21 protein-coding genes are annotated in these 22,975 nt (G+C 66.1%); 9 read left to right on the plus strand and 12 right to left on the minus strand.

Translation table 11 applies throughout. The annotated features are described in order from the left end of the window. Nucleotides 1–154: 154 nt before the first annotated feature. The 4 genes from B2X67_RS11715 (at nt 155) to B2X67_RS11730 (ending at nt 5,262) form a co-directional block, all read left to right on the plus strand. Nucleotides 155–1,513 carry an imelysin family protein gene (locus B2X67_RS11715; RefSeq protein WP_286785583.1) on the plus strand — a complete coding sequence of 453 codons (1,359 nt, stop codon included), beginning with the start codon at nt 155–157 and terminating at the stop codon, nt 1,511–1,513. A gap of 154 nt (nt 1,514–1,667) precedes the next feature. After that, nucleotides 1,668–3,080 carry a di-heme oxidoredictase family protein gene (locus B2X67_RS11720; RefSeq protein ID WP_286785584.1) on the plus strand — a complete coding sequence of 471 codons (1,413 nt, stop codon included), beginning with the start codon at nt 1,668–1,670 and terminating at the stop codon, nt 3,078–3,080. A 12-nt stretch (nt 3,081–3,092) separates the two neighbouring features. Then, entirely contained in the window at nt 3,093–4,154 is a 1,062-nt protein-coding gene (locus B2X67_RS11725) for an imelysin family protein (protein ID WP_286785585.1), read from the plus strand. A 16-nt stretch (nt 4,155–4,170) separates the two neighbouring features. Then, nucleotides 4,171–5,262, plus strand: a complete 1,092-nt coding sequence (locus B2X67_RS11730; protein WP_286785586.1) for a DUF1513 domain-containing protein — start codon at nt 4,171–4,173, stop codon at nt 5,260–5,262. A 39-nt stretch (nt 5,263–5,301) separates the two neighbouring features. On the opposite strand, the gene B2X67_RS11735 is transcribed toward B2X67_RS11730, so the two are convergent. The 5 genes from B2X67_RS11735 to B2X67_RS11755 form a co-directional block, all read right to left on the minus strand. Beyond that, the gene (locus B2X67_RS11735; protein ID WP_090227552.1) at nt 5,302–5,532 is read right to left on the minus strand and encodes a hypothetical protein; all 231 of its coding nucleotides are present in this window, start codon (nt 5,530–5,532) and stop codon (nt 5,302–5,304) included. After that, nucleotides 5,532–6,242, minus strand: a complete 711-nt coding sequence (locus B2X67_RS11740; protein ID WP_273231495.1) for a lipopolysaccharide kinase InaA family protein — start codon at nt 6,240–6,242, stop codon at nt 5,532–5,534. Before B2X67_RS11740 ends, B2X67_RS11735 begins: the two co-directional genes overlap by 1 nt. A gap of 11 nt (nt 6,243–6,253) precedes the next feature. Further along, nucleotides 6,254–6,943, minus strand: coding sequence for a class I SAM-dependent methyltransferase (locus B2X67_RS11745; RefSeq protein WP_273231422.1), 690 nt, complete (start codon nt 6,941–6,943; stop codon nt 6,254–6,256). Between the two features lie 82 nt (nt 6,944–7,025). Further along, nucleotides 7,026–8,315 (minus strand): sensor histidine kinase, encoded by a 1,290-nt coding sequence (locus B2X67_RS11750; RefSeq protein WP_286785587.1) that lies wholly within the window; start codon nt 8,313–8,315, stop codon nt 7,026–7,028. Beyond that, the gene (locus B2X67_RS11755; protein WP_286785588.1) at nt 8,305–8,988 is read right to left on the minus strand and encodes a response regulator transcription factor; all 684 of its coding nucleotides are present in this window, start codon (nt 8,986–8,988) and stop codon (nt 8,305–8,307) included. The genes B2X67_RS11750 and B2X67_RS11755 overlap by 11 nt, the downstream gene beginning before the upstream one ends. 160 nt (nt 8,989–9,148) lie before the next feature. On the opposite strand from B2X67_RS11755, the gene B2X67_RS11760 reads away from it, so the two are divergent. Beyond that, on the plus strand, nt 9,149–11,110 hold the full coding sequence (locus B2X67_RS11760) for an LTA synthase family protein (RefSeq protein ID WP_282339122.1): 1,962 nt from the start codon (nt 9,149–9,151) through the stop codon (nt 11,108–11,110). A 14-nt stretch (nt 11,111–11,124) separates the two neighbouring features. After that, entirely contained in the window at nt 11,125–11,877 is a 753-nt protein-coding gene (locus B2X67_RS11765) for a phosphatase PAP2 family protein (RefSeq protein WP_282339121.1), read from the plus strand. Here B2X67_RS11765 and B2X67_RS11770 read toward each other — a convergent pair. The 6 genes from B2X67_RS11770 to prfB all read right to left on the minus strand — a co-directional run bounded on the left by B2X67_RS11770 (nt 11,853) and on the right by prfB (nt 17,667). Next, complete coding sequence (locus B2X67_RS11770; RefSeq protein WP_282339120.1) at nt 11,853–12,356, minus strand: O-acetyl-ADP-ribose deacetylase; 504 nt, start codon at nt 12,354–12,356, stop codon at nt 11,853–11,855. The genes B2X67_RS11765 and B2X67_RS11770 overlap by 25 nt on opposite strands. Next, complete coding sequence (locus B2X67_RS11775) at nt 12,353–12,676, minus strand: hypothetical protein (RefSeq protein WP_282339119.1); 324 nt, start codon at nt 12,674–12,676, stop codon at nt 12,353–12,355. Before B2X67_RS11775 ends, B2X67_RS11770 begins: the two co-directional genes overlap by 4 nt. 137 nt (nt 12,677–12,813) lie before the next feature. Next, complete coding sequence (locus B2X67_RS11780; protein WP_282339118.1) at nt 12,814–14,109, minus strand: flavohemoglobin expression-modulating QEGLA motif protein; 1,296 nt, start codon at nt 14,107–14,109, stop codon at nt 12,814–12,816. 7 nt (nt 14,110–14,116) lie between these two features. Continuing rightward, nucleotides 14,117–14,668 carry a hypothetical protein gene (locus tag B2X67_RS11785; protein WP_286785589.1) on the minus strand — a complete coding sequence of 184 codons (552 nt, stop codon included), beginning with the start codon at nt 14,666–14,668 and terminating at the stop codon, nt 14,117–14,119. 251 nt (nt 14,669–14,919) lie between these two features. After that, entirely contained in the window at nt 14,920–16,425 is a 1,506-nt protein-coding gene (gene lysS, locus B2X67_RS11790) for a lysine--tRNA ligase (protein WP_286785590.1), read from the minus strand. Nucleotides 16,426–16,571: 146 nt separating this feature from the next. Beyond that, a protein-coding gene (prfB, locus tag B2X67_RS11795; protein WP_286785591.1) for a peptide chain release factor 2 occupies nt 16,572–17,667 on the minus strand; the annotation gives its coding sequence in 2 pieces (ribosomal slippage) (nt 16,572–17,594 and nt 17,596–17,667; 1,095 coding nt in all). Between the two features lie 128 nt (nt 17,668–17,795). Between prfB and B2X67_RS11800 the strand changes: the two genes are divergently transcribed. Further along, nucleotides 17,796–19,424 carry a diguanylate cyclase domain-containing protein gene (locus B2X67_RS11800; RefSeq protein ID WP_286785592.1) on the plus strand — a complete coding sequence of 543 codons (1,629 nt, stop codon included), beginning with the start codon at nt 17,796–17,798 and terminating at the stop codon, nt 19,422–19,424. Nucleotides 19,425–19,450: 26 nt separating this feature from the next. On the opposite strand, the gene B2X67_RS11805 is transcribed toward B2X67_RS11800, so the two are convergent. Next, nucleotides 19,451–20,176 (minus strand): tellurite resistance TerB family protein, encoded by a 726-nt coding sequence (locus B2X67_RS11805; protein ID WP_273231397.1) that lies wholly within the window; start codon nt 20,174–20,176, stop codon nt 19,451–19,453. Nucleotides 20,177–20,347: 171 nt separating this feature from the next. On the opposite strand from B2X67_RS11805, the gene B2X67_RS11810 reads away from it, so the two are divergent. Together B2X67_RS11810 and B2X67_RS11815 are read left to right on the plus strand one after the other, a co-directional pair. Next, on the plus strand, nt 20,348–21,259 hold the full coding sequence (locus tag B2X67_RS11810; RefSeq protein ID WP_090227584.1) for a LysR family transcriptional regulator: 912 nt from the start codon (nt 20,348–20,350) through the stop codon (nt 21,257–21,259). 127 nt (nt 21,260–21,386) lie between these two features. Continuing rightward, complete coding sequence (locus tag B2X67_RS11815; RefSeq protein ID WP_273231393.1) at nt 21,387–22,853, plus strand: gamma-aminobutyraldehyde dehydrogenase; 1,467 nt, start codon at nt 21,387–21,389, stop codon at nt 22,851–22,853. Nucleotides 22,854–22,975 lie beyond the last annotated feature (122 nt).

Genomic DNA, 22,975 nt, shown 5'->3' on the forward strand with positions numbered 1-22,975 from the left:
ATTCCTTCCACGGGATCGAAACAACCGGAACTGCGGCTTCGCTGCGCAGGTTAAATGCGACAGAACACTTTTCAACAATGAAAATCTTTCGCATTATGTGGCGGTTTTCCACCCTTCACATCGCTCCATCACCCAGATGCAAAGGAACCCGCACATGATTCGTAAGCCCCTGGCTGCCGCCAGCCTCCTGGCCATTGCCATTTCCATCGCCGGCTGTGGCGATGACAAGGAAAAAGCACCTGCGCAACAAGCCAGCGCTCCTGCTCCCGCCGCCGCTCCGGCCGCCAGCAGTGCACCGGCTGCAGCCAGTGCGGCCACGGTCGACGAAGCCGCCGCCAAGCAGGTGATCGTTCACTATGCGGACATGGCCTCCGCCGTCTTCGACGACGCCCTGAGCACCGCGCAGAACCTGCAGAAAGCCGTCGACGCCTTCCTCGCCAACCCGAGCACCGCGAATCAGGACGCCGCCAAGAAAGCCTGGCTGGCCGCTCGCGTCCCGTACATGCAGAGCGAAGTCTTCCGCTTCGGCAATACCATCGTCGACGACTGGGAAGGTCAGGTGAACGCCTGGCCGCTGGACGAAGGCCTGATCGATTACGTCGCCAAGGACACCCAGTCCGCGCTGGGCAACCCGACCGCCACCGCCAACATCATCGCCAACACCGAGATCCAGGTCGGCGAAGACAAGATCGACGTCAGCGAAATCACCGGTGAGAAACTCGCCAGCCTGAACGAGCTGGGCGGTTCCGAAGCCAACGTCGCCACCGGCTACCACGCCATCGAGTTCCTCCTCTGGGGCCAGGACCTGAACGGTACCGGCCCGGGCGCCGGCGAGCGTCCGGCCAGCGATTACCTGACCGGCGAAGGCGCCACCGGTGGCCACAACGACCGTCGTCGTGCCTACCTGAAAGCCGCGACCGACCTGCTGGTCAGCGACCTGGAAGAGATGTCCGGCCAGTGGAAAGCGGGCGTCGCCGACAACTACCGCGCCACCCTGGAAGCCGAACCGGTCGAGAACGGCCTGCGCAAGATGCTCTTCGGCATGGGCAGCCTGTCCCTCGGCGAACTGGCCGGCGAACGCATGAAGGTCGCGCTGGAAGCAAACTCCACCGAAGACGAGCACGACTGCTTCAGCGACAACACGCACAACTCGCACTTCTACAACGGCAAGGGCATCCGCAACGTGTACCTCGGCGAGTACAAGCGAGTCGACGGCACCACGCTGACCGGCGCCAGCCTGTCTTCCCTGGTCGCCAAGGCCGACGCGGAGACGGACAACACCGTCAAGGCCGACCTGCAGGACACCGAAGCCAAGCTGCAGGCGATGGTCGACAGCGCCGAGAAGGACAACGTCCATTTCGACCAACTGATCGCCGCCGACAATGCCAAGGGCCAGCAGATCGTTCGCGACGCCATCGCCGCACTGGTCAAGCAGACCGGTGCCATCGAGCAGGCCGCCGCCAAGCTGGGCATCAGCGACCTGAAGCCGGATAACGCCGATCACGAGTTCTGATCGAGCGCATCGCCAGGCAACACAACGGATGCGCTTTCGGGCGCATCCGTCTTTTCCGGCGCGACACTTCGCCCCGTGTGCAAACGAAAATCTCTCTTATTCACGACCAGGTGCCCTGCTAAGCTTGCTCGCCGCCTCGTTCAGGACATTCTCGATGCTCCCGCTGCTCCGCCTGTCACCGCTGTTTCTGGCACTGCTCATCAGCGCTTGCGACGACAAACCCCGCTTCACCCAGGCCGAGCCCGGCGAAGCCCTCTCCGGCGGCGCCACCACCGTGTTCCAGACCGACCGCAACGCCTTCGCGATGCCCTCGGCCAACCTGTCCAACACCCGCAGCCTCGACTTCAGCGTCGGCAACAGCTTCTTCCGCAACCCCTGGGTCACCGCCCCCACTGCCACCACCGCGCGTGACGGTCTGGGGCCACTGTTCAATACCAACGCCTGCCAGAACTGCCATATCCGCGACGGCCGCGGCCAGCCGCCCGGCGAGAACGCGGTGCACGCGGTCTCCATGCTGGTACGCCTGTCGATTCCCGCCAGCCCGGCCGATGCCAAGGTCCTCGAACACCTGGGCGTGGTCCCCGAGCCGACCTATGGCGGGCAATTCCAGGACATGGCGATTCCCGGAGTCGCTCCCGAAGGCAAGATCCGCGTCGACTACAGCCCGCTCCCGGTGACCTTCGCCGACGGCAGCGTGGTCGAACTGCGCAAGCCGACCCTGCGCCTGAGCGACCTCAACTACGGCACCATGCATCCGCAGACCATGACCTCGGCCCGCGTCGCACCGCCGATGATCGGCCTCGGCCTGCTCGAGGCGATTCCCGAAGCGGACATCCTCGCCAACGCCGATCCGGAGGATCGCGACGGCAACGGCATATCCGGACGCCCCAACCGCGTCTGGGACATGCGCAAGGGTGAAACCGTGCTCGGCCGCTTCGGCTGGAAAGCCGGCCAGCCGACCATCGAGCAGCAAAGCGCGCACGCCTTCTCCGGCGACATGGGCCTGACCACGTCGCTCCTGCCGCACGACGACTGCACGCCGAGCCAGGTCGACTGCCTGAATGCCGTGAATGGCGGCGTCCCGGAAGTCAGCGACAACATCCTGTCCAAGGTCGTCTTCTACTCGCGCAACCTGGCCGTTCCGGCGCGCCGCGATGTCGACGCCGCACAGGTCCTGGCCGGCAAATCGGCGTTCTTCCAGGCCGGCTGCCAGCAATGCCACACGCCGCAGTTCAAGACCCGCGCCGACGCCGCAGAACCCGAGCTGGCGAACCAGGTGATCCGCCCCTACAGCGACCTGCTGTTGCACGACATGGGCGAAGGCCTCGCCGATCACCGCGGCGAGTTCCAGGCCAGCGGCAGCGAATGGCGGACCGCTCCGCTGTGGGGAATCGGCCTCAGCGAGGCGGTGACCGGACATACCCAGTTCCTTCACGACGGCCGCGCGCGTAACCTTCTCGAAGCAATTCTCTGGCACGGCGGCGAAGCCGAACCGGCCAAGCAGCACGTACTCGCTTTCGATGCCGAGCAACGCACCGCGTTGCTGGCTTTCCTGAATTCCCTCTGAAAAGGAGCGCAGATGTTTCGCCCCCGACTTCTCCTGACAGGCCTCGCCATCGCGCTGGGCGCCTGCTCTCCGCAGGACCAGCAGGCCGCCACCAGTGCCGCCATCGCCCAGCAGGTCATCCTGCCGACCTACAGCCGCTGGGCCGAGGCTGACAAGCAGCTGGCCGCCAGCGCGCTGGCCTTCTGTGAGGGCAAGCAGGACCTGGCACAGGCCCGCGAGGCCTTCCTCCGGGCGCAGAAGGCCTGGGCCGAACTGCAACCGCTGCTGATCGGCCCGCTGGCCGAAGGCAACCAGGCCTGGCAGGTGCAGTTCTGGCCGGACAAGAAGAACCTGGTCGCCCGCCAGGTCGAGCAGTTGGTCAAGTCCGACACTCCGCTGACCGGCGAAAGCCTGGCCAAGTCCAGCATCGTCGTGCAGGGCCTCAGCGCCTACGAGTACGTGCTCTTCGACAGCGGCCTGGACCTCGCCGATGCCGAGCAGAAGGCGCGCTACTGCCCGCTGCTGGAAGCCATCGGCGCGCACCAGCAGGCGCTGTCCGAACAGATTCTCGCCGGCTGGCAGAAGAACGACGGCATGCTCGCGCAGATGAGCAAGTTCCCCAACGCGCGCTATGCCGAGTCCAAGGAAGCCATTTCCGACCTGCTGCGCGTCCAGGTCACCGCCCTGGATTCGCTGAAGAAGAAACTCGGCGCCCCGCTCGGCCGGCAGACCAAGGGCATTCCGCAGCCGTTCCAGGCCGAGGCCTGGCGCAGCCATGCCTCCCTGTCGAACCTGGCGGCGAGCCTGGAAAGCGCCGAACACGTCTGGTCGGGCGTTGACGGCAAAGGCCTGAAGGCCCTGATCGGCAGCGAGCACAAGGACCTCATCGACAAGATCGACGCCGCCTATGCCGACAGCCGCCAGCAGATGGTCGCGCTGCAGCCGCCGCTGGACGACCTGCTGAAGACCGACCAGGGTCGCGCCCAGCTGAACGCCTTCTACGACAGCCTGAACGTGGTCCACCGGCTGCACGAGCTGGAACTCGCCCGCGTGCTGGGCGTGCAGCTCGGCTTCAACGCCAACGACGGGGACTGATTCGGGAGAGTCGACGATGCTGCGCCACGTACAGAACCTCGGCAACGCACTGCTCAAGGCCGTGACCTCGGGTGACTGGAAGTTCAACCGGCAGACCGCACAGCCTCTGCTGCTGTCGGCTCGCGACGATGCCGACGGTGGCCATTACGCGGTCGGCTACCGCCTCGACGGCAGCCCGGCGTTCGTCACGCGGGTCGGCCTGCGCTGTCACGCCATCGTCCAGCATCCGGACAAGCCGCTGGCGCTTTTCGTGGCGCGCCGGCCGGGCACCGAGAGCTATCTGATCGACCTGCGCGACGGCCGCCTGCTGCAGACACTGAAGTCCAACGCCGACCGGCATTTCTACGGTCATGGCGTGTTCCACAAGGACGGCGAGTGGCTCTACGCCACGGAGAACGACACCCGCGACCCGGGGCGCGGACTGCTCGGGGTCTACCGTTTCGACGGCGAACGGCTGGTTCATACGGGCGAGCTTTCGACCCACGGACTGGGCCCGCACGAGGTGTCATGGATGCCTGACGGGGAAACCCTGGTCGTCGCCAACGGCGGCATCCGCACCGAGGCCGAAAGCCGTGTCGAGATGAACCTCGATGCGATGGAGCCGAGCCTGGTCCTGATGCGCCGCGACGGCAGCCTGATCAGCCACGAAACGCTCCCCGAACAGATGAACAGCGTGCGTCACCTGGCGATCGCCGCTGACGGCACCATCGTCGCCTGCCAGCAGTACATGGGCGCCAGCCACGACCGCGCCGCGCTGCTGGCGATCAAGCGTCCCGGCGAGGCGTTCATGCCGTTCCCGGTCGAGGAGCCGCAACGCCAGGCGATGGCGCAGTACACCGCCAGCGTGGCGATCAACGACGCCATGCGCCTGGTCGCGCTGACCGCGCCCCGCGGCAACCGTTTCTTCGTCTGGGATCTGGACAGCGGCGCGTTGCGCCTGGATGCACCGCTGCCCGACTGCGCGGGCGTCGCCGCGGTGGTACAGGGTTTCGTGGTCACGTCCGGCCAAGGGCGCTGCCGCCTCTACGACTGCCGCGCCGGCGCCATCGAGGTTCGGCCGCTGGAACTGCCCAGCGGGCTCTGGGACAACCACCTGCACGTGGCGTAACGCACCTGCGGCGCCTTCATCGCGGAGGCGCCGGTTCGATCAGCTGGGTGCGCGCAGGCCCTGGGCCAGGCTGAACATCAGCAACAGCAGGTCTTCGTCGGGTTGCGGCTGGACCTTCGCCCGCAGGTTGCCCGGCATCGGGCAATTCTTCGCCAGGCTCGGAAGCCCGCTGATCACCTTCGGCGCGGGCTCCGTCCAGGACGCTACGGCCAGGGAGGCGACGCCCAGCGCCGCGCAGAGAAACAGACCTCGAGCGATTTCTAGTCTCATCACTGCAACCCTTTGATTGGCCTACCGAACGCTGCTCGGTAAACGTAGATCAGCTTCGCCCATTCGGCGGCACTGAACGACGAATGGCGCCTCAGCTGTCGCAGGTCGTGCTGCGCGGCATGGCTCCGGGTCAGCCGGCGGCGGCTTTTTTCCAGATCGAGCAGCGCCACCTCGGCGCGCGCGTCGGCGCCCTCCCCGTTGACCCGCACGAACACGTGCTTTCCATACATGCAGCCATGCTGCCAGCGCGCGCGGTGCATGCGCGCCAGGGTGGCCGCCAGTTGGTGCAACAGTTGCTCGTGCAGACGTTCGTCGTAACGCTCGCGCGCACCGCCGGCATACCAGGCATCGAGGTCCTGGAAACCGTCGAGCGACTCGGTGACCAGCAGTCCGCGCCAGCCGGTATCGGCGCTGAACGAGGTGGAGCAGTGCACGACATTCGGCACGCGCACGCCCAGGTCGGTCATGCGGCGCAGCGCATCGTGCTCGCGCAGCACCGTGGGCCGGCCGAGCGGATAACGCAGGCTGCGATACAGATGGCCGACCTGGCGCTTTGCATAGAGCACGCGGTCCATCTCCTGCAACCGCTGTACGCCGCTCTCCCCGCCCCGCCGCTGGTTGGGTTGCTCGACCCAGTCACCCTGGCGCTGCCACCAGGCATCGAAGGTGTCGAGCGGTGGCGCGGACGGCGGAAGGTCCGGCGTCGGCATCTCAAGGCAGTTCATGCCCACATGTCCTTGCGCAGAACGTAGACGCGCCACATCGCGTACAGCGGCAGGAAATCCAGGTGACGCTGGATGCTGAAACCGGCGTCGTCGAACTCCTGTTCGATGGTTTGCGCGGGGATCACGAAGCGGTTCTGGAAGTTCGCATTGTCTGCACCCAGTTGTCGGCGCTGCTCCAGGCGCTTGCGCCGCCAGGACTTGTAGTTGCCGTCCACCCAGAGCGAAACGATCAGGCTGTCACGGGTGACGCGGTGGCACTCGCTGAGCATCTTCTGCCGGTCCGCCGCATTGCCGACGTGATGCAGCAGGCGCATGCAGAAAATGCTGTCCACCGAGTTGTCCGGCAGGTTGATGGCGAATGCCGAGGTCTGCAGCGTCTGCACGCGTCGGGTGACCGATTCCGGCTGGCGCTGCAGGGCCACCTCCAACATGTCCGCCGAATTGTCGGCGCCGATGATCACGCGGTTTTGGCGCTCCGCGAGCAACGGCCAGAAGCGCCCGGCGCCGCACGGCAGGTCGAGGACCAGGCTCGGCTCGCCGGCGATCTGCAGGGCGCGGCGGGCCAGTTGCTCATCGCGTCTGTGGGAGAGCGTGCGCCAGAATCCGTCGGCGTGTTTCCGTCCATAGGCTTCAGCATGCTCGCGATCGTACTTGTGGGAGAACTCAAGATCGACGGTATCGCTCATGGGAAAGGCCACTACTGGGAAAGGTGGCCGCACCTTATCCAGCGAGCCGTCAACCGGGAGTCAAGGCGATGTGAAAATTGCGTCAAACCGCCGCTGCGAGTTCTCCGCCCAGGGTGACCTGGAAACGACAGCCGCCCGACTCCGCCGCCGACAGGCTGACGCTCCAGCCCTGGCTCTCGCAGATCCGCTTGACCAGCGAGAGGCCCAGGCCGAGCCCGTCGCCGCGCTGCTCGACGCCCCGCACGAACGGCTCGAACACCGCTTCGCGCTGCGCCTCCGGAATGCCATGCCCGCTGTCCTCGACGTAGAAACCGGTGGCCTGCAGGTGCAGGCAGATACAACCGTTGTCGGTGTAATGCAGCGCGTTGCGCAGCAGGTTGCCCAGTACCGCACGCAGGAAGGGTGCGTTGTAGCCGACCGGCAACGCCCCGTCTACGTGGTACTCGAAGCGCAGCCCCTTGTCCTCGATCGCACTGCGCCATTGCCCGACGAGATCGCTGGCCACCTCCATCAGCGTGGCCAGTTGCCCCTCGCTGGAGTTTGCTGGCTGCGCACGCGCCAGCAGCAGGAAGGTGTGCACCAGCTCGCGCATTTCCTCGCAGGCGCGTGACATGCGCAGCACCTGGGCCCGGCCACGCTCGTCCAGGCCCGGGTTTTCCAGCAGCAGTTCGCAGGAACTCGCCAGCACCATCAACGGCGTGCGCAGCTCGTGGCTGACGTCACTGGTGAACAGCCGTTCGCGGGTCAGCGCCTCGCGCAACAGGCCGAGCGTGGCGTCGAACGCCGCCGCCACTTCGCCGACTTCGTCGGCGGCATAATCCGGCGCCAGCGGCGGCGCGAGCACCAGCAACTGGTCGCGATGACGAACCTGCCGCGCCAGACGGATCACCGGCGCCATCACCCGCCGCGCGAGCAGCCAGCCGAGCAGCCCACCCAGCGCCAGGCTGATCAAAAAGCCCACCAGCACCACCGCGAAGAGTACCTGCTCGCGTGCCTCGAAGCCCCGCTGGTCCTGCATCAGCACATACTTGCGGCCATCCACGGTGCGCACGAACACGTGGTAGGAAATGTCGCCACGGAAAACTTCATTGAAGCCCGGCGGCAGGTGCTTGACGTCATCGGGCAAAGCAAACTCGCCGACGCCACCGCTGTAGTAGAAGAACTGGTCCGGCTCCGGCTGCGAACGCCACGCCTCGACCGAGTCCATGCGCAACAGGCGGTCCAGATCACCGCCCAGTTCGCCGGTGATCAGGCGTTCCTCGACCACGTGGACGACGTTGACGATGCCGATGGCGAAGGAACCGGCGACCAGCGCGGCCACCAGAACGAAAGCGATGACGATGCGTCGCGAAAGGCTTTGCTTATACTCCATCGCCATCATCCGCCAAGCGATAGCCGATACCATGCACGGTGTGCATCAGCGCGCGGGCGAACGGCTTGTCGATCACCTGGCGCAACTGGTGCACGTGGCTGCGCAGGCTGTCGCTGTCCGGGCAGTCGTCGCCCCATACGGCTTCTTCGAGGACCTCGCGGCGCACGACGTGCGGGCTTTTCTGCATCAGCACGGTGAGCAGCTTCTGGCCAATCGGGTTGAGCTTGAGCATCTTGCCGGCGCGGGCCACTACCAGGGTGTCCAGGTCGAAGGTCAGGTCGGCCACCTGCAATTGACGGCGTCCGCCGCCCTGGGCCCGGCGCAGCACCGCCTCGATGCGCGCCGCCAGCTCGGACAATGCGAAGGGCTTGATCAGGTAGTCGTCGGCACCGGAATTGAACCCCTGCAGGCGGTCGTCCAACTGGTCCCGGGCGGTGAGCATGATCACCGGCGTGTTACGCCGGGCATCCTCGCGAAGTCGCTTGCACAGCGTGTAGCCGTCGAGTCCCGGCAGCATGATATCGAGGACGATCAGGTCATAGTGCTCGGTGGCGGCCAGGTGCAGGCCGGACAGCCCGTCCTGGGCGCAGTCCACGCTATAGCCCTTGATACTCAGGTAGTCGAGCATATTGCCCAGGATGTCGCGGTTGTCTTCGACCAGCAGGATGCGCATGGAATGTCCTCAGGGCGCGCCCGTTGGGGCGGCGGTGGCGAATGATTGCACGGGGAAGACTAGACCGTTTCGTTTTGACGAATTTTTAACTGCCGATTCACCTGGCTGCGACATATCCGGGACCAGACTGCCGCGCATCGTTCAACCCGGAAAAATCGCAATGCGAACCCTCATGCGCTCGGCGCCCCTGCGTTACCTGTCCCTCATTCTCGGCCTCTGGCTGGGCGTATTCCTGTTGACCCGCAGCCTGCTCCTGGTGACTCACCTGAGCGAGGCCGGCAGCGACGCCAGCAGCCTGCTGCGCCTGTATGGCATCGGCCTGCTCTACGACCTCGGCTTCCTCGCGTACGCCGCCGTGCCGCTGGCGGCCTTGCTGTTGCTCTGCCCGTCCCGTATCTGGCGGCGCGGCGGCTGGCGCACGACGCTCGGCGTGCTGCTAGGCGCCAGCCTGTTCGTCATGCTCTTCGTCGCCGTCGCCGAATGGCTGTTCTGGGACGAATTCGGCGTGCGCTTCAACTTCATCGCGGTGGACTACCTGGTTTACTCCGATGAAGTGCTGCACAACCTCTGGGAGTCCTACCCGATTGGCAAGCTGCTGAGCGCCATCGCCGCCGTAGCGCTGATTTCCACCCTGCTGCTGCGCGCTCCGTTGCGCGGTGCCTGGAGTGCGCCGCTGCCGAGCTGGCGGGCACGCCTGGGCGGTCTCGCCGCGGTTGGGTTGTGTGCGGCGCTCGCCGGCCTGCTGCTGGATCAGGATCACCCGCGCGGCATCGGCGGCAACGCCTATCAGCATGAACTGGCGAGCAACGGCCCCTATCAGTTCTTCGCCGCGTTCCGCAGCAACGAGCTCGACTACAACCAGTTCTACGCCAAGCTGCCGACCGCCCAGGTAGCCGAAATACTGCGCCAGGAGCTGGCCGAGCCGAACGTCAGTTTCGTCGGCCGCGACCCGCTGGACATCCGCCGCAGCATCGACAATCCCGGCCAGCCACGCCGGTTGAACGTGGTGCTGGTGACCATCGAGAGCCTCTCCGCCAAGTATCTGGGCAGCAACGGCGACAAGCGCGGGCTGACGCCGAACCTCGATGCGCTACGCCAGCAGAGCCTCTACTTCAACAACTTCTACGCCACTGGAACCCGCACCGACCGGGGCCTCGAGGCGATCACCCTGTCGGTCCCACCGACGCCCGGGCGTTCCATCGTCAAGCGCATCGGCAAGGAAAGCGGCTTCGCCAGCCTCGGCCAGCAGCTCGTCGCGCAGGGCTACGACAGCGTCTTCGCCTACGGTGGACGCGGCTATTTCGACAACATGAACGCCTTCTTCGGCGGCAACGGCTATCGCATCGTCGACCAGAGTTCGGTGCCTGAATCCGACATCCACTTCAAGAACGCCTGGGGCATGGCCGACGAGGACCTGTACGCCCAGACGCTGAAACTGGCGGATACCGATCACGCACAGGGCAAGCCGTTCCTGCTGCAACTGATGACCACCTCCAACCACCGCCCCTACAGCTACCCGGACGGGCGTATCGACATCCGCTCCGGCGAGGGCCGCGAGGGCGCCGTGAAGTACACCGACTGGGCAATCGGCGATTTCCTCGCCAAGGCGCGGCAGAAGCCCTGGTTCGACGACACCCTGTTCGTCTTCGTTGCCGACCATTGCGCGGGCAGCGCCGGGGTGGAGGACCTGCCTGTCGCCAACTACCAGATCCCGCTGTTCATCTATTCGCCAAAATGGGTGAAGCCCGCCGAGAACGCCCAACTGGCCAGCCAGATCGACCTTGCGCCCACCCTGCTCGGCCTGCTGAACATGGACTACACCTCGACCTTCTTCGGCCGCAACCTGCTGCAGGAAAACGCCGCACCGCCCCGCGTGCTGCTGGGCAACTATCAGCACCTGGGGCTGTTCGATGGCCACGACCTGGCGATTCTCAGCCCACGCCAGGTGATGCGTCGGCATGACGATGCCCTCGGCGCCAGCCGCGAGCGCAGCGTGGCCAACGACGACCCGCTGCTGCAGCGCGACATCGCCTACTACCAGGCGGCCAGTCACGGCTTCCGCCACCAGTTGCTCAGTTGGCAACCCTCGTCCGCCGGCAACGACCGGATCGACCAACGCTGATCTTAGGAGCGCTCATGACTACACAGAAGCTACTGCATCCTTCGCCGCGGCTACGCCTGTGGGCAAGCCTGGGAATTCCGCTGGCGATCGCCGCTCTATTGCTGATCTTCGAGCCCACCCGCCTGGATTTCGCCATTTCCGACCTGTTCTACCTGCCCGACGAAGGCTTCGTCGCTCGCCACAACGTATTCTTCGAGGAGTGGTTTCACGACCGCGCCAAGCAGGCGGTGATCCTGGTCGGCGTGCTGTCGATCGCCGGCCTGCTGCTGAGCTTCGTGAACCGCCGCTGGGCCGCTTGGCGCTTGCCGTTCGGCTATCTGGTGCTGGCGATGGGACTGTCGACCGCCATCGTGCCGCCGCTGAAAACACTCACCGGCGTGCATTGCCCGTGGGACCTGACCCGCTACGGGGGTGGCGAGACCTACAGCCCGCTGCTCGGCGAGCGCGCACCGACGCTGAAGCCCGGTCGCTGCTGGCCGGGCGGGCATGCCAGCAGCGGCTTCACGTTCTTTGCGTTGTACTTCCTGCTGCGCGACAGGCGCCCACGGCTGGCGAAAGTGGCGCTGGTCGGCGCCTTCGCGCTGGGCACCGCGCTGTCGCTGGTGAGGATGATGCAGGGCGCGCACTTCCTCTCGCACAACATCTGGACGGCCGTGTTCGACTGGCTGATCTGCCTGGGCTGCTACGCGCTGATGCTCTACCAGCCCGCGCCGAAGGGCAGCTTCGCCCCGCCATTGGGCGATCAGGCCGCCAGCAGTTCGCCGTAGCGGATCGCCATCTCGCTGGAGAAGGCCACCAGTAGCGCCCGGCGCAGCGGACTGCCGTCCGCCCTCGGACGGCGCAGTTCGTCCACCGCGATGCGCGCTGCAGCGGCCGGAGGATAGCCGTAGATGCCGCAACTGATGGCCGGAAAGGCAATGCTGTCCAAGCCATGGGCTTCGGCCAGCGCCAGGCTGTTGCGGTAGCAGGCCGCGAGCAACTGCGCCTCGCCCTGGCCGCCGCCGTGCCAGACCGGCCCAACGGTGTGGATCACATGGCATGCCGGCAAGCGGAAACCGGGAGTGATGCGCGCCTCGCCCGTGGGGCAGCCGCCGAGCGGTCGGCAGGCGGCGAGCAATTCGGGGCCGGCGGCGCGGTGGATCGCGCCGTCCACTCCGCCGCCGCCGAGCAGGCTGGCGTTGGCGGCATTGACGATCGCCGCCACCTCCAGCGTGGTGATGTCGCCCTGCCAGATTTCGATCTTCACTTCGTGACCTGAGGCGTCTCTTCGCCGACGCATCGCACCGCCTGCTTGCGGTCGTTGACCAGCACGCCGGACAGGCCGCGCTGCTCGGTATCGAACAGCACGAGAACGCCGTCGATGCACTGGGCAATCTGGTCGGCGCGGGTCAGCGAGACCTTGTAATCCTGACCGGGAATGGTCTTGAGCATGGTGAACTCGGCCAGCAGCAGCGCGTCCTCCGGCTTGGCGAAGTGCAGGTAGCCGTAGTACGACAGTGCGGCGACGGTGCCAACGACGCTGCCGATGGCGGTGAGGATCAACGGAATGGGATTGCGTTCGCTCATGGTCACTTCTTCGAGAACGGAGGTTGTGGGCAGCGGGGACATGCACCCGCCACGATTGGGAGCGGCATGCTGCCATGGAATGCTGGTCGGTGCTTGGCACCGATCAAGATTATGCGCGACGGTTCGCCGCGTGGCGGCTAGAGGATATTGGCGTAATCCGCCTCGATGCGATCCAGGCTCAGGTGGTTGAGAAAGTTGGAAAAGCACATCCAGGCGGCCAGCGCGTTGAGGTCGCGGAACTGCGGCGGGAGGTACTTGGGCGGCGCCACCAGGCCCTCGTCGACCAGCTGGCGCAGGGTGCGCATGTCCTCCAGGGTGGTCTTGCCGCAGAACAGCAGGGGAATCTGCTCCAGCTTGCCCTTGCGCACCGCCAGCTGGATGTAGTTGTAGATCAGGATGAAGCCCTTCAGATACGACAGGTCCTTGGTGAACGGCAACCCGTCCGGGGTGGAGCCGCGGAACACCCGGCTGCTGTTGGCGTAGCTGGAGTCCTCGCTATAGCCCTGCTCGCGGAAGAACTCGAAGATCTGCAGAAAATCCGCGCCCTCCTCAGCCATGTGGATCGCGCGGGTGCGGTTGGTCAGCTTGCGCAGACGGCTTGGGTAGGACGTGAAGGCGATCACTTCCATGAGGATCGCCAGGCCCTCCTGAGTCACGGTCGAGGACGGCGGGCCCTTGGAGAGGAAGGTGCAGATCGGCTGGTTCAGCCCGTTCAGCGTGGTGCCGACGTGTACCAGCCCTTCGTGAACCTCCAGCGCGCGCACGTCGCGCTCATTGAACAGCGCGTCCGTGCGGACCTTGATGTAGTCGGCGCCGGCCGCCGCATCGGCGACGATGCCGTCGGACTCGAACACGCGGATGATGCCCTCGCCGGCACCGAACACTTCGTCCAGCCGGCGCTGCAGCATGGCCACGGCTTCCTTGGCGGTCAGCGTCTTCGGCTCGTCCTTGAGATCGCCACGGCCGTCGATGTTGTTCAGGTAATCCGAGAGCATCAGGCCGAGGTCGGCCAGGGTCGGATCGCCGGCGTGGAAGGCGTCCGAGGCGGCGCCGTAGAGTTCCTGGGAAATCAGCCCGAAATCCGCGGTGCCGCGCGCTTCGAGCATGCGGATCACCATGCGGTACTCCTTGCACATGCGCCGCATGATCTGCCCGACGGGGTTGAACTGGCCGAGCTGGCGGGTGACGTCGCGCTCGATGTTCTGCAGCTCGAGCTTCTTCGCCGCACCGTCGAAACCCAGCGGACGCGCTTCGTAATAGGCGCGATCGACCGCCGGCAGGCGCTTGCAGCCGTCGTCGAAGAAGCCCTGGCGGATGCTCTCGTCCCACTTCACGGCATCGAGGATGCGGATCGGTGCCTGCGCCTCGACGATGCGGTCGGACAGGGCGCGCACGATGCGCTGATAGTCGTCCAGGTTGCTGCCGTTGCTCATGGCTCCCTCACTGTCCCAGGCGCTGGTAGCGCGCCGCTTCGACGAAGACATCCGAATTGGCCGGATCGTCCAGGTAGGCGAACACCGCCGGCCACGGGCTGTCGATCAGCGCGCCGTCGCCTTCCGCGGTCTCCACGCGCCGCCCCTGCAACATACCGCCCTGGATATCCTGGAGGATGCGCTCGATGTCGAGGGTGTAGACCAGCAGCTCGCCGTTGTCGGTCAACTCGAAACCGCCGATGGCGAAATTGCCGCCGAACTTCTTCGGCAGGCCGGCGGAGAGGTACCAGCGGCGGCCGTGATGGGCGACGGTGAAACCGTACTCGTCGGCGCCCGCCAGGTTGTCCGCGCGCTCGGAATAGACCCGCGCCTGGTACAGGTTGCTGCCGGCACGGCGGATGTCGAGGAACTGCTGCACGCCCCATTCGTCCTTGCGGGTCCATTCGCCGAGCAGCGGAATGGGCGCGGCCTCGTTGGCCGGGATCGGGTCCTTGAAGGTCGCCAGGCAACCGCCGAGCAGAAGGCAGGTGACCGCGACCAGCGCGCGCCAGGGAATCATCGGGAATCTTCCTCTTATGGGTGACGCATCAGGCTCCGCCCGACGCTGCAGAGCGAGTTGCAAAGCCGTTGGATATTCCATTCCGGGGCGCGGGGCGTCAATCCCCGTGGCATGCGGGTCTGGGCGCGGGATCAGCTCGCCGGCGCCCTTTCCCCCGCTATCCAGGGAACCGAGGCAGGCCGACCGTCCCGGCGGCTGAAATGGAACCCATGAAAAAGCCGCCCTGGGGCGGCTCTTTCAGTGCAGACCGATCAGAGTTCCGGGCGCATGTGCGGGAACAGGATCACGTCGCGGATCGACGGCGAGTTGGTCAACAGCATCACCAGGCGGTCGATGCCGATGCCCTCGCCAGCGGTGGGCGGCATGCCGTATTCCAGCGCGCGGACGAAGTCGGCATCGAAGTGCATCGCCTCGTCGTCGCCGGCGTCCTTGTCCGCGACCTGAGCATGGAAGCGCGCGGCCTGGTCTTCGGCATCGTTCAGCTCGGAGTAGGCGTTGGCGATCTCGCGACCGCCGATGAACAGCTCGAAGCGGTCGGTGACGCTCGGGTCGGCGTCGTTGCGACGGGCCAGCGGCGAGACCTCGAACGGGTACTGGGTGATGAAGTGCGGCTGCTCCAGCTTGTGCTCGACCAGCTCCTCGAAAATCATCACCTGCAGCTTGCCCAGGCCCTCGAAGCCGATGACCTTGGCGCCGGCCTTCTTGGCGATGGCGCGGGCGGTGTCGATGTCCTGGAGGTCGGCGGCGCTGATCTCCGGGTTGTACTTGAGGATCGAGTCGAACACGGACAGGCGCGCGAACGGCTCGCCGAAGTGGAACACCTTGTCGCCGTAAGGCACGTCGGTGGTTCCCAGAACCAGCTGGGCCAGCTCGCGGAACAGTTCCTCGGTCAGGTCCATGTTGTCTTCGTAGTCGGCGTAGGCCTGGTAGAACTCGAGCATGGTGAACTCGGGGTTGTGCCGGGTCGAAACGCCTTCGTTACGGAAGTTGCGGTTGATCTCGAAGACCTTCTCGAAGCCACCGACCACCAGCCGTTTGAGGTACAGCTCCGGGGCAATGCGCAGGAACATCGGCATGTCCAGCGCGTTGTGGTGGGTCTCGAATGGCTTGGCCGCCGCGCCGCCGGGAATGGTCTGCAGCATCGGCGTCTCGACTTCGAGGAAATCACGTTCGGCGAGGAACTTGCGGATGTGCGCGATCACCTGGGAGCGCACGCGGAAGGTCTGGCGCACCTCCTCGTTGACGATGAGGTCGACGTAGCGCTGGCGGTAGCGCTGCTCGGTGTCGGTGAGGCCGTGGTGCTTGTCCGGCAGCGGGCGCAGCGATTTGGTCAGCAGGCGCACGTTGTCCATGTAGACGTACAGGTCACCCTTGCCGCTGCGCGCCAGGGTGCCCTCGGCGGCGATGATGTCGCCCAGGTCCCAACTCTTCACCGCTTCCAGGGTTTCCGACGGTAGCGTCTTGCGGTCGACGTAGACCTGCAGGCGGCCGCTGCTGTCCTGCAGCACCATGAAGGCTCCGCGGTTGAGCACGATGCGACCCGCCACCTTGACCTTGATGCCGGCGGCTTCCAGCTCTTCCTTGGTCTTGTCGGCGTACTGCTTCTGCAGGACGTCGCAGAGGCTGTCGCGGCGGAAGTCATTGGGGAACGGAATCGGCTGGGTTTCGCGCAGCGCGGCAAGTTTTTCCTTGCGTTGGGCAATCAGCTTGTTCTCTTCCTCATGCTGGGCATGCTCGTTCAGCGGTTGTTCGCTCATGGTCTTCGGTGGTTCCTGGTTAGGCTGGTGCCTGTGTCGAAACGGTTAGCACATCTGTCGCGCGGTGGCCGAGACGGACCGCCGGCCACTCTGCTGGGGTATCGAAGCGGGCCCGCGAGTCAGGCCCGCCCTGGGCAACAGGGGCGTTACAGCCCCTGCTTCAGACTGGCTTCGAGGTATTCGTCGATGTCGCCGTCCAGCACCTTGTCGCAGTCGCTGCGCTCGATGTTGGTCCGCAGGTCCTTGATCCGCGACTGATCGAGGACGTAGGAGCGAATCTGGTGGCCCCAGCCGATATCCGACTTGGTTTCCTCCAGCGCCTGGGCGGCGGCGTTGCGCTTCATCATTTCCAGCTCGTACAACTTGGCCCGCAGCATCTTCATCGCGGTGTCCTTGTTGGCGTGCTGGGAACGCTGGTTCTGGCACTGCACGACGGTGTTGGTCGGCACGTGGGTGATGCGCACCGCCGAGTCGGTGGTGTTCACGTGCTGGCCGCCGGCGCCGGACGAGCGATAGGTATCGATGCGCAGGTCGGCCGGGTTGATGTCGATATCGATGTTGTCGTCGATCTCCGGCGAGGCGAACACCGCGGAAAACGAGGTGTGGCGACGGTTGCCGGAGTCGAACGGGCTCTTGCGCACCAGCCGGTGCACGCCGATCTCGGTGCGCAGCCAGCCGAACGCGTACTCGCCCCTGACGTGCACGGTGGCGCTCTTGATGCCGGCGACTTCTCCTTCGGAGAGTTCGACGATTTCCGCATCGAAGCCGCGCTTGTCGGCCCAGCGCAGGTACATGCGCAGGAGCATGTTCGCCCAGTCCTGGGCCTCTGTGCCGCCGGAACCGGCCTGGATGTCCAGGTAGGCGTTGTTGGGGTCCATTTCGCCACTGAACATGCGCCGGAATTCGAGCTTCTCGAGAATCCCGCGCAGTCGCTCGACTTCCACGGCGACGTCGTCGACGGCGCTTTGGTCGCCCTCCTCGGCCGCCATTTCCAGCAGGTCGCGGGAATCTGCCAGCCCGCTCTCCATCTCGTCCAGGGTCTCGACGATCAGCGCCAGTTGCGCGCGCTCGCGGCCCAGGTTCTGGGCGTACTCGGGGTTGTTCCACACGGCCGGGTCTTCCAGCTCGCGGTTGACTTCGGTCAGACGCTCATTCTTCTGATCGTAGTCAAAGATACCCCCGAATGGTTTGGGAGCGTTCGTGCAAATCTTTGATGCTGTTAAGGATCGGGTTGATTTCCATGGCGGGCATCACTCACAGGCAAAACTTCGGAAAAGCCGGCGAGTATACGCGACTCCTGCTGACCTGGCAGCACACGCTGGGGCATACTCGCCGGCCACGTCCAGGCCTCCGATAGGGACCCCAGCGCCATGCACGCAACCCGTAGTCTGCGTAGCCGCTTCGCCCTGCTCATCGCACTGCTCGCCGTCACCCTCTGCCTGTTGCTCGGCGGCGCCATCTACAGCGAGTCGAGCAAACGCATCCGCCAGGAGGTGGGCCAGCAACTGGCCGACCTGTCCTACCAGATGATCGAGCGCCTGGACCGCGACATGGCCAACCGGGCGCGGATGCTCGATGTCCTCGCCTCGCTCAACACGCTGCGAGAACCCAACGACCTGCGGCAGATTCGCGACCTTCTCGACCGCATGAAATCGCAGTTCCAGAGCGCCGCCTGGATCGGCTACATGGACGTCCAGGGCAATGTCCTGGCGTCCACCGACGGCATACTGGAAGGCGCCAACATCGCGCAGCGCCCGGTGTTCAGCGAAGGCGTCAAGGGACGCTTCGTCGGCGACGTCCACGACGCGGTGCTGCTCGCCAAGCTGCTGCCCAATCCGACCGGCGAAGCGATGAAGTTCGTCGACATCGCCCTCCCGGTGAGCGCCCCGGGCGGCCAGGTCATCGGTGTGCTCGCCACGCACCTGTCCTGGGGCTGGGCCGACGAGGTGCGGCGCTCGCTGATGCTGCCGCAGCAGGAGCGCAACCAGGTGGAATTCCTCGTACTGTCCAGTGACCGCCGCGTGCTGCTCGGCCCGAAGGACATGATCGGCGAGCGCCTCGACCTGCCGGCGCTGGACGACAAGCGGGACAATTTCTGGTCGGTGCAGGAGTGGTCGGACGAGCGCCTCTACCTCACCGGCTTCGCCCGCAGCCGCGGCAACGGCGATTACCGCGGCCTCGGCTGGACGGTGGTGACCCGCCAGCAGGTCGACCTGGCCTACGCGCCCGCCGTCGAGATGGGCCGCGACATCCTCGTCTGGGGCGCCGGACTGGCGCTGATCTTCGCCGCCATCGGCTGGCTGATGACGACGTATTACACCCGGCCGCTGCGCGAGATCGCCGCGGCCGCCGATCGCCTGAGCGCCGGCGAGATCGCGGTCATTCCGGAAGTCCGCGGCAGCCGCGAAATCCAGTCGCTGAGCCATTCGATACGCGGCATGGTGGAGAGCCTGACCCAGCAGAAAAGCGAACTGGGGATGATGGAGAACCTGGCCCACCACGACCCCCTCACCGGCCTGCCGAACCGCGCGGCGCTGGACAAGTTCCTGCGCTACGCCCAGCAGCAGGCGCACGGCACCCTGGCGCTGCTCTACCTCGACCTGGACGGTTTCAAGCCGATCAACGACCGCTTCGGCCACGGCGTCGGCGACCAGTTGCTGCGCGAGGTGGCGATCCGCCTGCGCGCCTGCCTGCGCGACGGCGACCTGGTGGCGCGCCTGGGCGGTGACGAATTCCTGATGGTGCTCAAGGTGTCGAAGGAGGATGCGCCGATGCAGAGCGAGCAGATCGCCGCCCGCGCGCTACGCGCCCTGCGCGAGCCCTTCCTGCTGGAAAGCCAGCAGGCCCAGGTGGGCTGCAGCATCGGCGGAGCGCTCTGGCCGCTGGACGCCGAAGGGATCGAACAGGCGCTGGAGCTGGCCGACCAGGCGCTGTACCGGGCCAAGTCGGCCGGGCGCAACCGGGCCGAATTCCACCGACCGTGGGTGCCGGCGGCCTAGTCGAGGGTCGCACCTGGAAAGACGACCTAGGCTTCCACCGCCTGGCGTACCTGGCTCTCCAGCTCCAGCTTGAGTGCCGGGTCGATCCTCAGCTGGCGCGCCAGCTCTTCCAGATAGGCGCGCTCCATGAAGTGCTCCTCATCCACCATCAGCACGCTGGCCAGGTACATCTCGGCGGCCATTTCCGGGGTGCTCGCCGCGCGGGCGACATCGGCCGGATCGAGCGGCTTGTTCAACTCCGCTTCCATCCACTGGCGCACCTCGCGGTCGTCGGTGAGCTTGACCAGTTCGCCCTCGATCAACTGGCGCTCGCGATCATCGACGTGTCCGTCAGCCTTGGCCGCGGCGAGCAATGCCTTGAGGATCGCCTGGCTGTGCTCCTCGACCAGCGGCGCGGGCAGGCGGTCCAGGGTCTGCGGCTCGCCCCGCGGCGCATCGGCCTGCTGGCTCTGCCAGTTGCCGTAAGCCTTGTAGGCGAGCACGCCGAGCGCCGCGAGGCCACCGTAGGTGAGCACCTTGCCGCCCACCTTGCGCGCGCTCTTGTTGCCCAGCAGCAGGCCGAGCGCGCTGGCGCCCAGCGCACCGCCGGCCGCCCCCTTGAACAGGTCGCCGTTGCTCCTGGCGCCACCGAGCATGCCGCCGAGGGCATCACCCAGGCCACCGAGTCCGCCGGCGGATTTACCAGTGGATTTCTGCTGCAACAGCTCCTGGCCGGATTTGAGCAACTGATCGAGCAAACCACGCGTATTCATGGGATTCCTCCGCAGAAAGACAAAAAATGCCTGCGGGAAATCTACCGCGCGGGCCCGCAGGGCGCGGTTTCAGAGTGCTTCCGGATATTGCCGCGCGGCAGCCGCGATCATTTCGATAAAAACGAACGCCCGTGGCATAGTTCGCGCAAATCCTTTAGCGAGCCCGCCGCCATGATGTCGCTACGCCAGATTCGCCATTTCATCGCAGTCGCCGAATCGGGCTCCATTTCCGCCGCCGCGCAGGCCGTGTTCATCTCGCAGTCGACCCTGACCCTGGCCATCCAGCAACTCGAGGAAGAGATCGGCGTCAGCCTGTTCAACCGCCACGCCAAGGGCATGTCGTTGACCCACCAGGGCCACCAGTTCCTGCGCCAGGCGCACCTGATCCTGGCCACCGTGGAAAACGCCAAGCGCAGCCTCCAGCAGAGCACCGAGCAGGTCGCCGGCTGCCTGACCATCGGCGTGACCAGCCTGGTCGCCGGCTATTACCTGGCCGATCTGATCACCCGCTTCCAGCGCGCCTACCCCAACGTGCAGACCCGCGTGGTGGAGGACGAACGCTCGTACATCGAGCATCTGCTGGTGTCCGGCGAGATCGATGTCGGCGTGCTGATCGTTTCCAACCTGGAGGACCGCCACGCGCTGCAGACCGAAGTGCTGACCCATTCGCCTCACCGGCTCTGGCTGCCCGCCCAGCATCCGCTACTGGAGCGCGACAGCATTGGCCTCGCGGATGTCGGCGCCGAGCCGCTGATCCAGCTGAACGCCGACGAGATGGGCCTGCACACCCAGCGCATCTGGGCCCGCGCCGGCCTGACGCCGCACGTGACGCTGCGCACCGCCTCGGTGGAAGCGGTGCGCAGCCTGGTCGCCGCCGGGCTGGGGCTGTCGATCCAGCCGGACATGACCTACCGGCCGTGGTCGCTGGAAGGCGACATCATCGAGGCACGGCCGCTGGCCGACCTCAGCGAACCGCTGGACGTCGGCCTGGCCTGGCGACGCGGCACGGCGCGGCCGGCGCTGGTCGATCCGTTCCTCACCGTGGCGCGGGAAAAGCCCTCCGCGCGCCGGCATTCTATTTAATCGAACGCGGCTTTCATTTTTTAGCATTTGTCGACCGCGATGCAGCCCTCTAGTCTCGGGTAAAGACGAACAGGCGCTCAACGGCGCCGGGTTCGCGCAACCGAATCGCCACGGAACGCCGATCACGATGAATGCAATCAGCCCACTCGCCACGCTGCGCACCGATCTGCTGATCGGTGGCGAGCTGTCTCGCGGCGAAGGGCTGGTCGAGGCGATCATCGATCCGGCCAGCGGCGAGACGCTGGTGGAGGTCGCCGAGGCCTCGATCGATCAGGTGGAGGCCGCCATCGCCGCCGCCCAGCAGGCGTTTCCCGGCTGGTCGAGGACCACGCCGGCGCAACGTGCCCAGGCATTGCTGGCGATCGCCGACTGCATCGAAAGAAACACCGACAGCCTGGCGCGGCTGGAATCGCTGAATTGCGGCAAGCCCCTGCACCTGGCGCGCCAGGACGACCTGACCGCGAGCGTCGACGTGTTCCGCTTCTTCGCCGGCGCGGTGCGCTGCCAGCAAGGCCAACTGGCCGGCGAGTACGTGCCTGGCCACACCAGCCTGGTGCGACGCGACCCGCTGGGCGTGGTCGCCTCCATCGCGCCCTGGAACTACCCGCTGATGATGGCCGCGTGGAAGATCGCGCCGGCGCTGGCCGCCGGCAACACGCTGGTGTTCAAGCCCTCGGAACACACGCCGCTGTCGATCCTCGCCCTCGCGCCGCTGCTCGCCGAGATTCTCCCGCCGGGCGTGATCAACATCCTCTGCGGAGGTGGCGAAGGGGTCGGTAGCCAGCTCGTAGGGCATCCGAAGGTGCGCATGGTGTCGCTGACCGGCGACATCGTCACCGGGCAGAAGGTGTTGCAGGCCGCCGCCCGCACGCTCAAACGCACGCACCTGGAACTGGGCGGCAAGGCGCCGGTGATCGTCTGCAACGATGCCGACCTCGATGCCGTGGTCGAGGGCGTGCGCAACTACGGCTACTACAACGCCGGCCAGGACTGCACCGCCGCCTGCCGCATCTACGCCCAGGCCGGCATTCACGACCGCTTGCTGGCCCGGCTCGGCGAGGCCGTGTCGACCCTGCGCTTCGCCCGCAAGAAGGACGCCGACAACGAGATGGGCCCGCTGATCAGCGCCCGCCAGCGCGACCGCGTGGCCAGCTTCGTCGAGCGCGCCCTCGGCCAGCCGCACATCGAGCGCGTCACCGGCGCGGCGGTGCACTCCGGCCCCGGCTTCTACTACCAGCCGACGCTGCTCGCCGGCTGCAAGCAGAGCGACGAGATCGTCCAGCGCGAAGTGTTCGGCCCGGTGGTCACGGTCACCCGTTTCGACGAGCCGAGCCAGGCGCTGGACTGGGCCAACGACTCCGAGTACGGCCTGGCCTCGTCGGTCTGGACCCAGGACCTGGACAAGGCCATGCAGATCGCCGCGCGGCTGCAATACGGCTGCACCTGGATCAACACCCATTTCATGCTGACCAGCGAGATGCCGCACGGCGGGCTGAAACGCTCAGGCTACGGCAAGGACCTGTCCAGCGATTCGCTGGCCGATTACAGCGTGGTCCGCCACATCATGGCGCGCCACGGCAAGGTACCGCTTTAGATTTTTCTCCCCTCTCCCGTTCACCGGAGAGGGGCCGAGGGAGGGGGCCGACTGCCCGAGAACGGAAATTGACACACCCGATTCGACCGCACCGACCGACAGGCGCGGCGACATAACAATCA

Source organism: Pseudomonas sp. UBA3153 (assembly GCF_002364635.1).
In the GTDB taxonomy this organism is placed as follows: Bacteria; Pseudomonadota; Gammaproteobacteria; order Pseudomonadales; family Pseudomonadaceae; genus Pseudomonas_O; species Pseudomonas_O kuykendallii.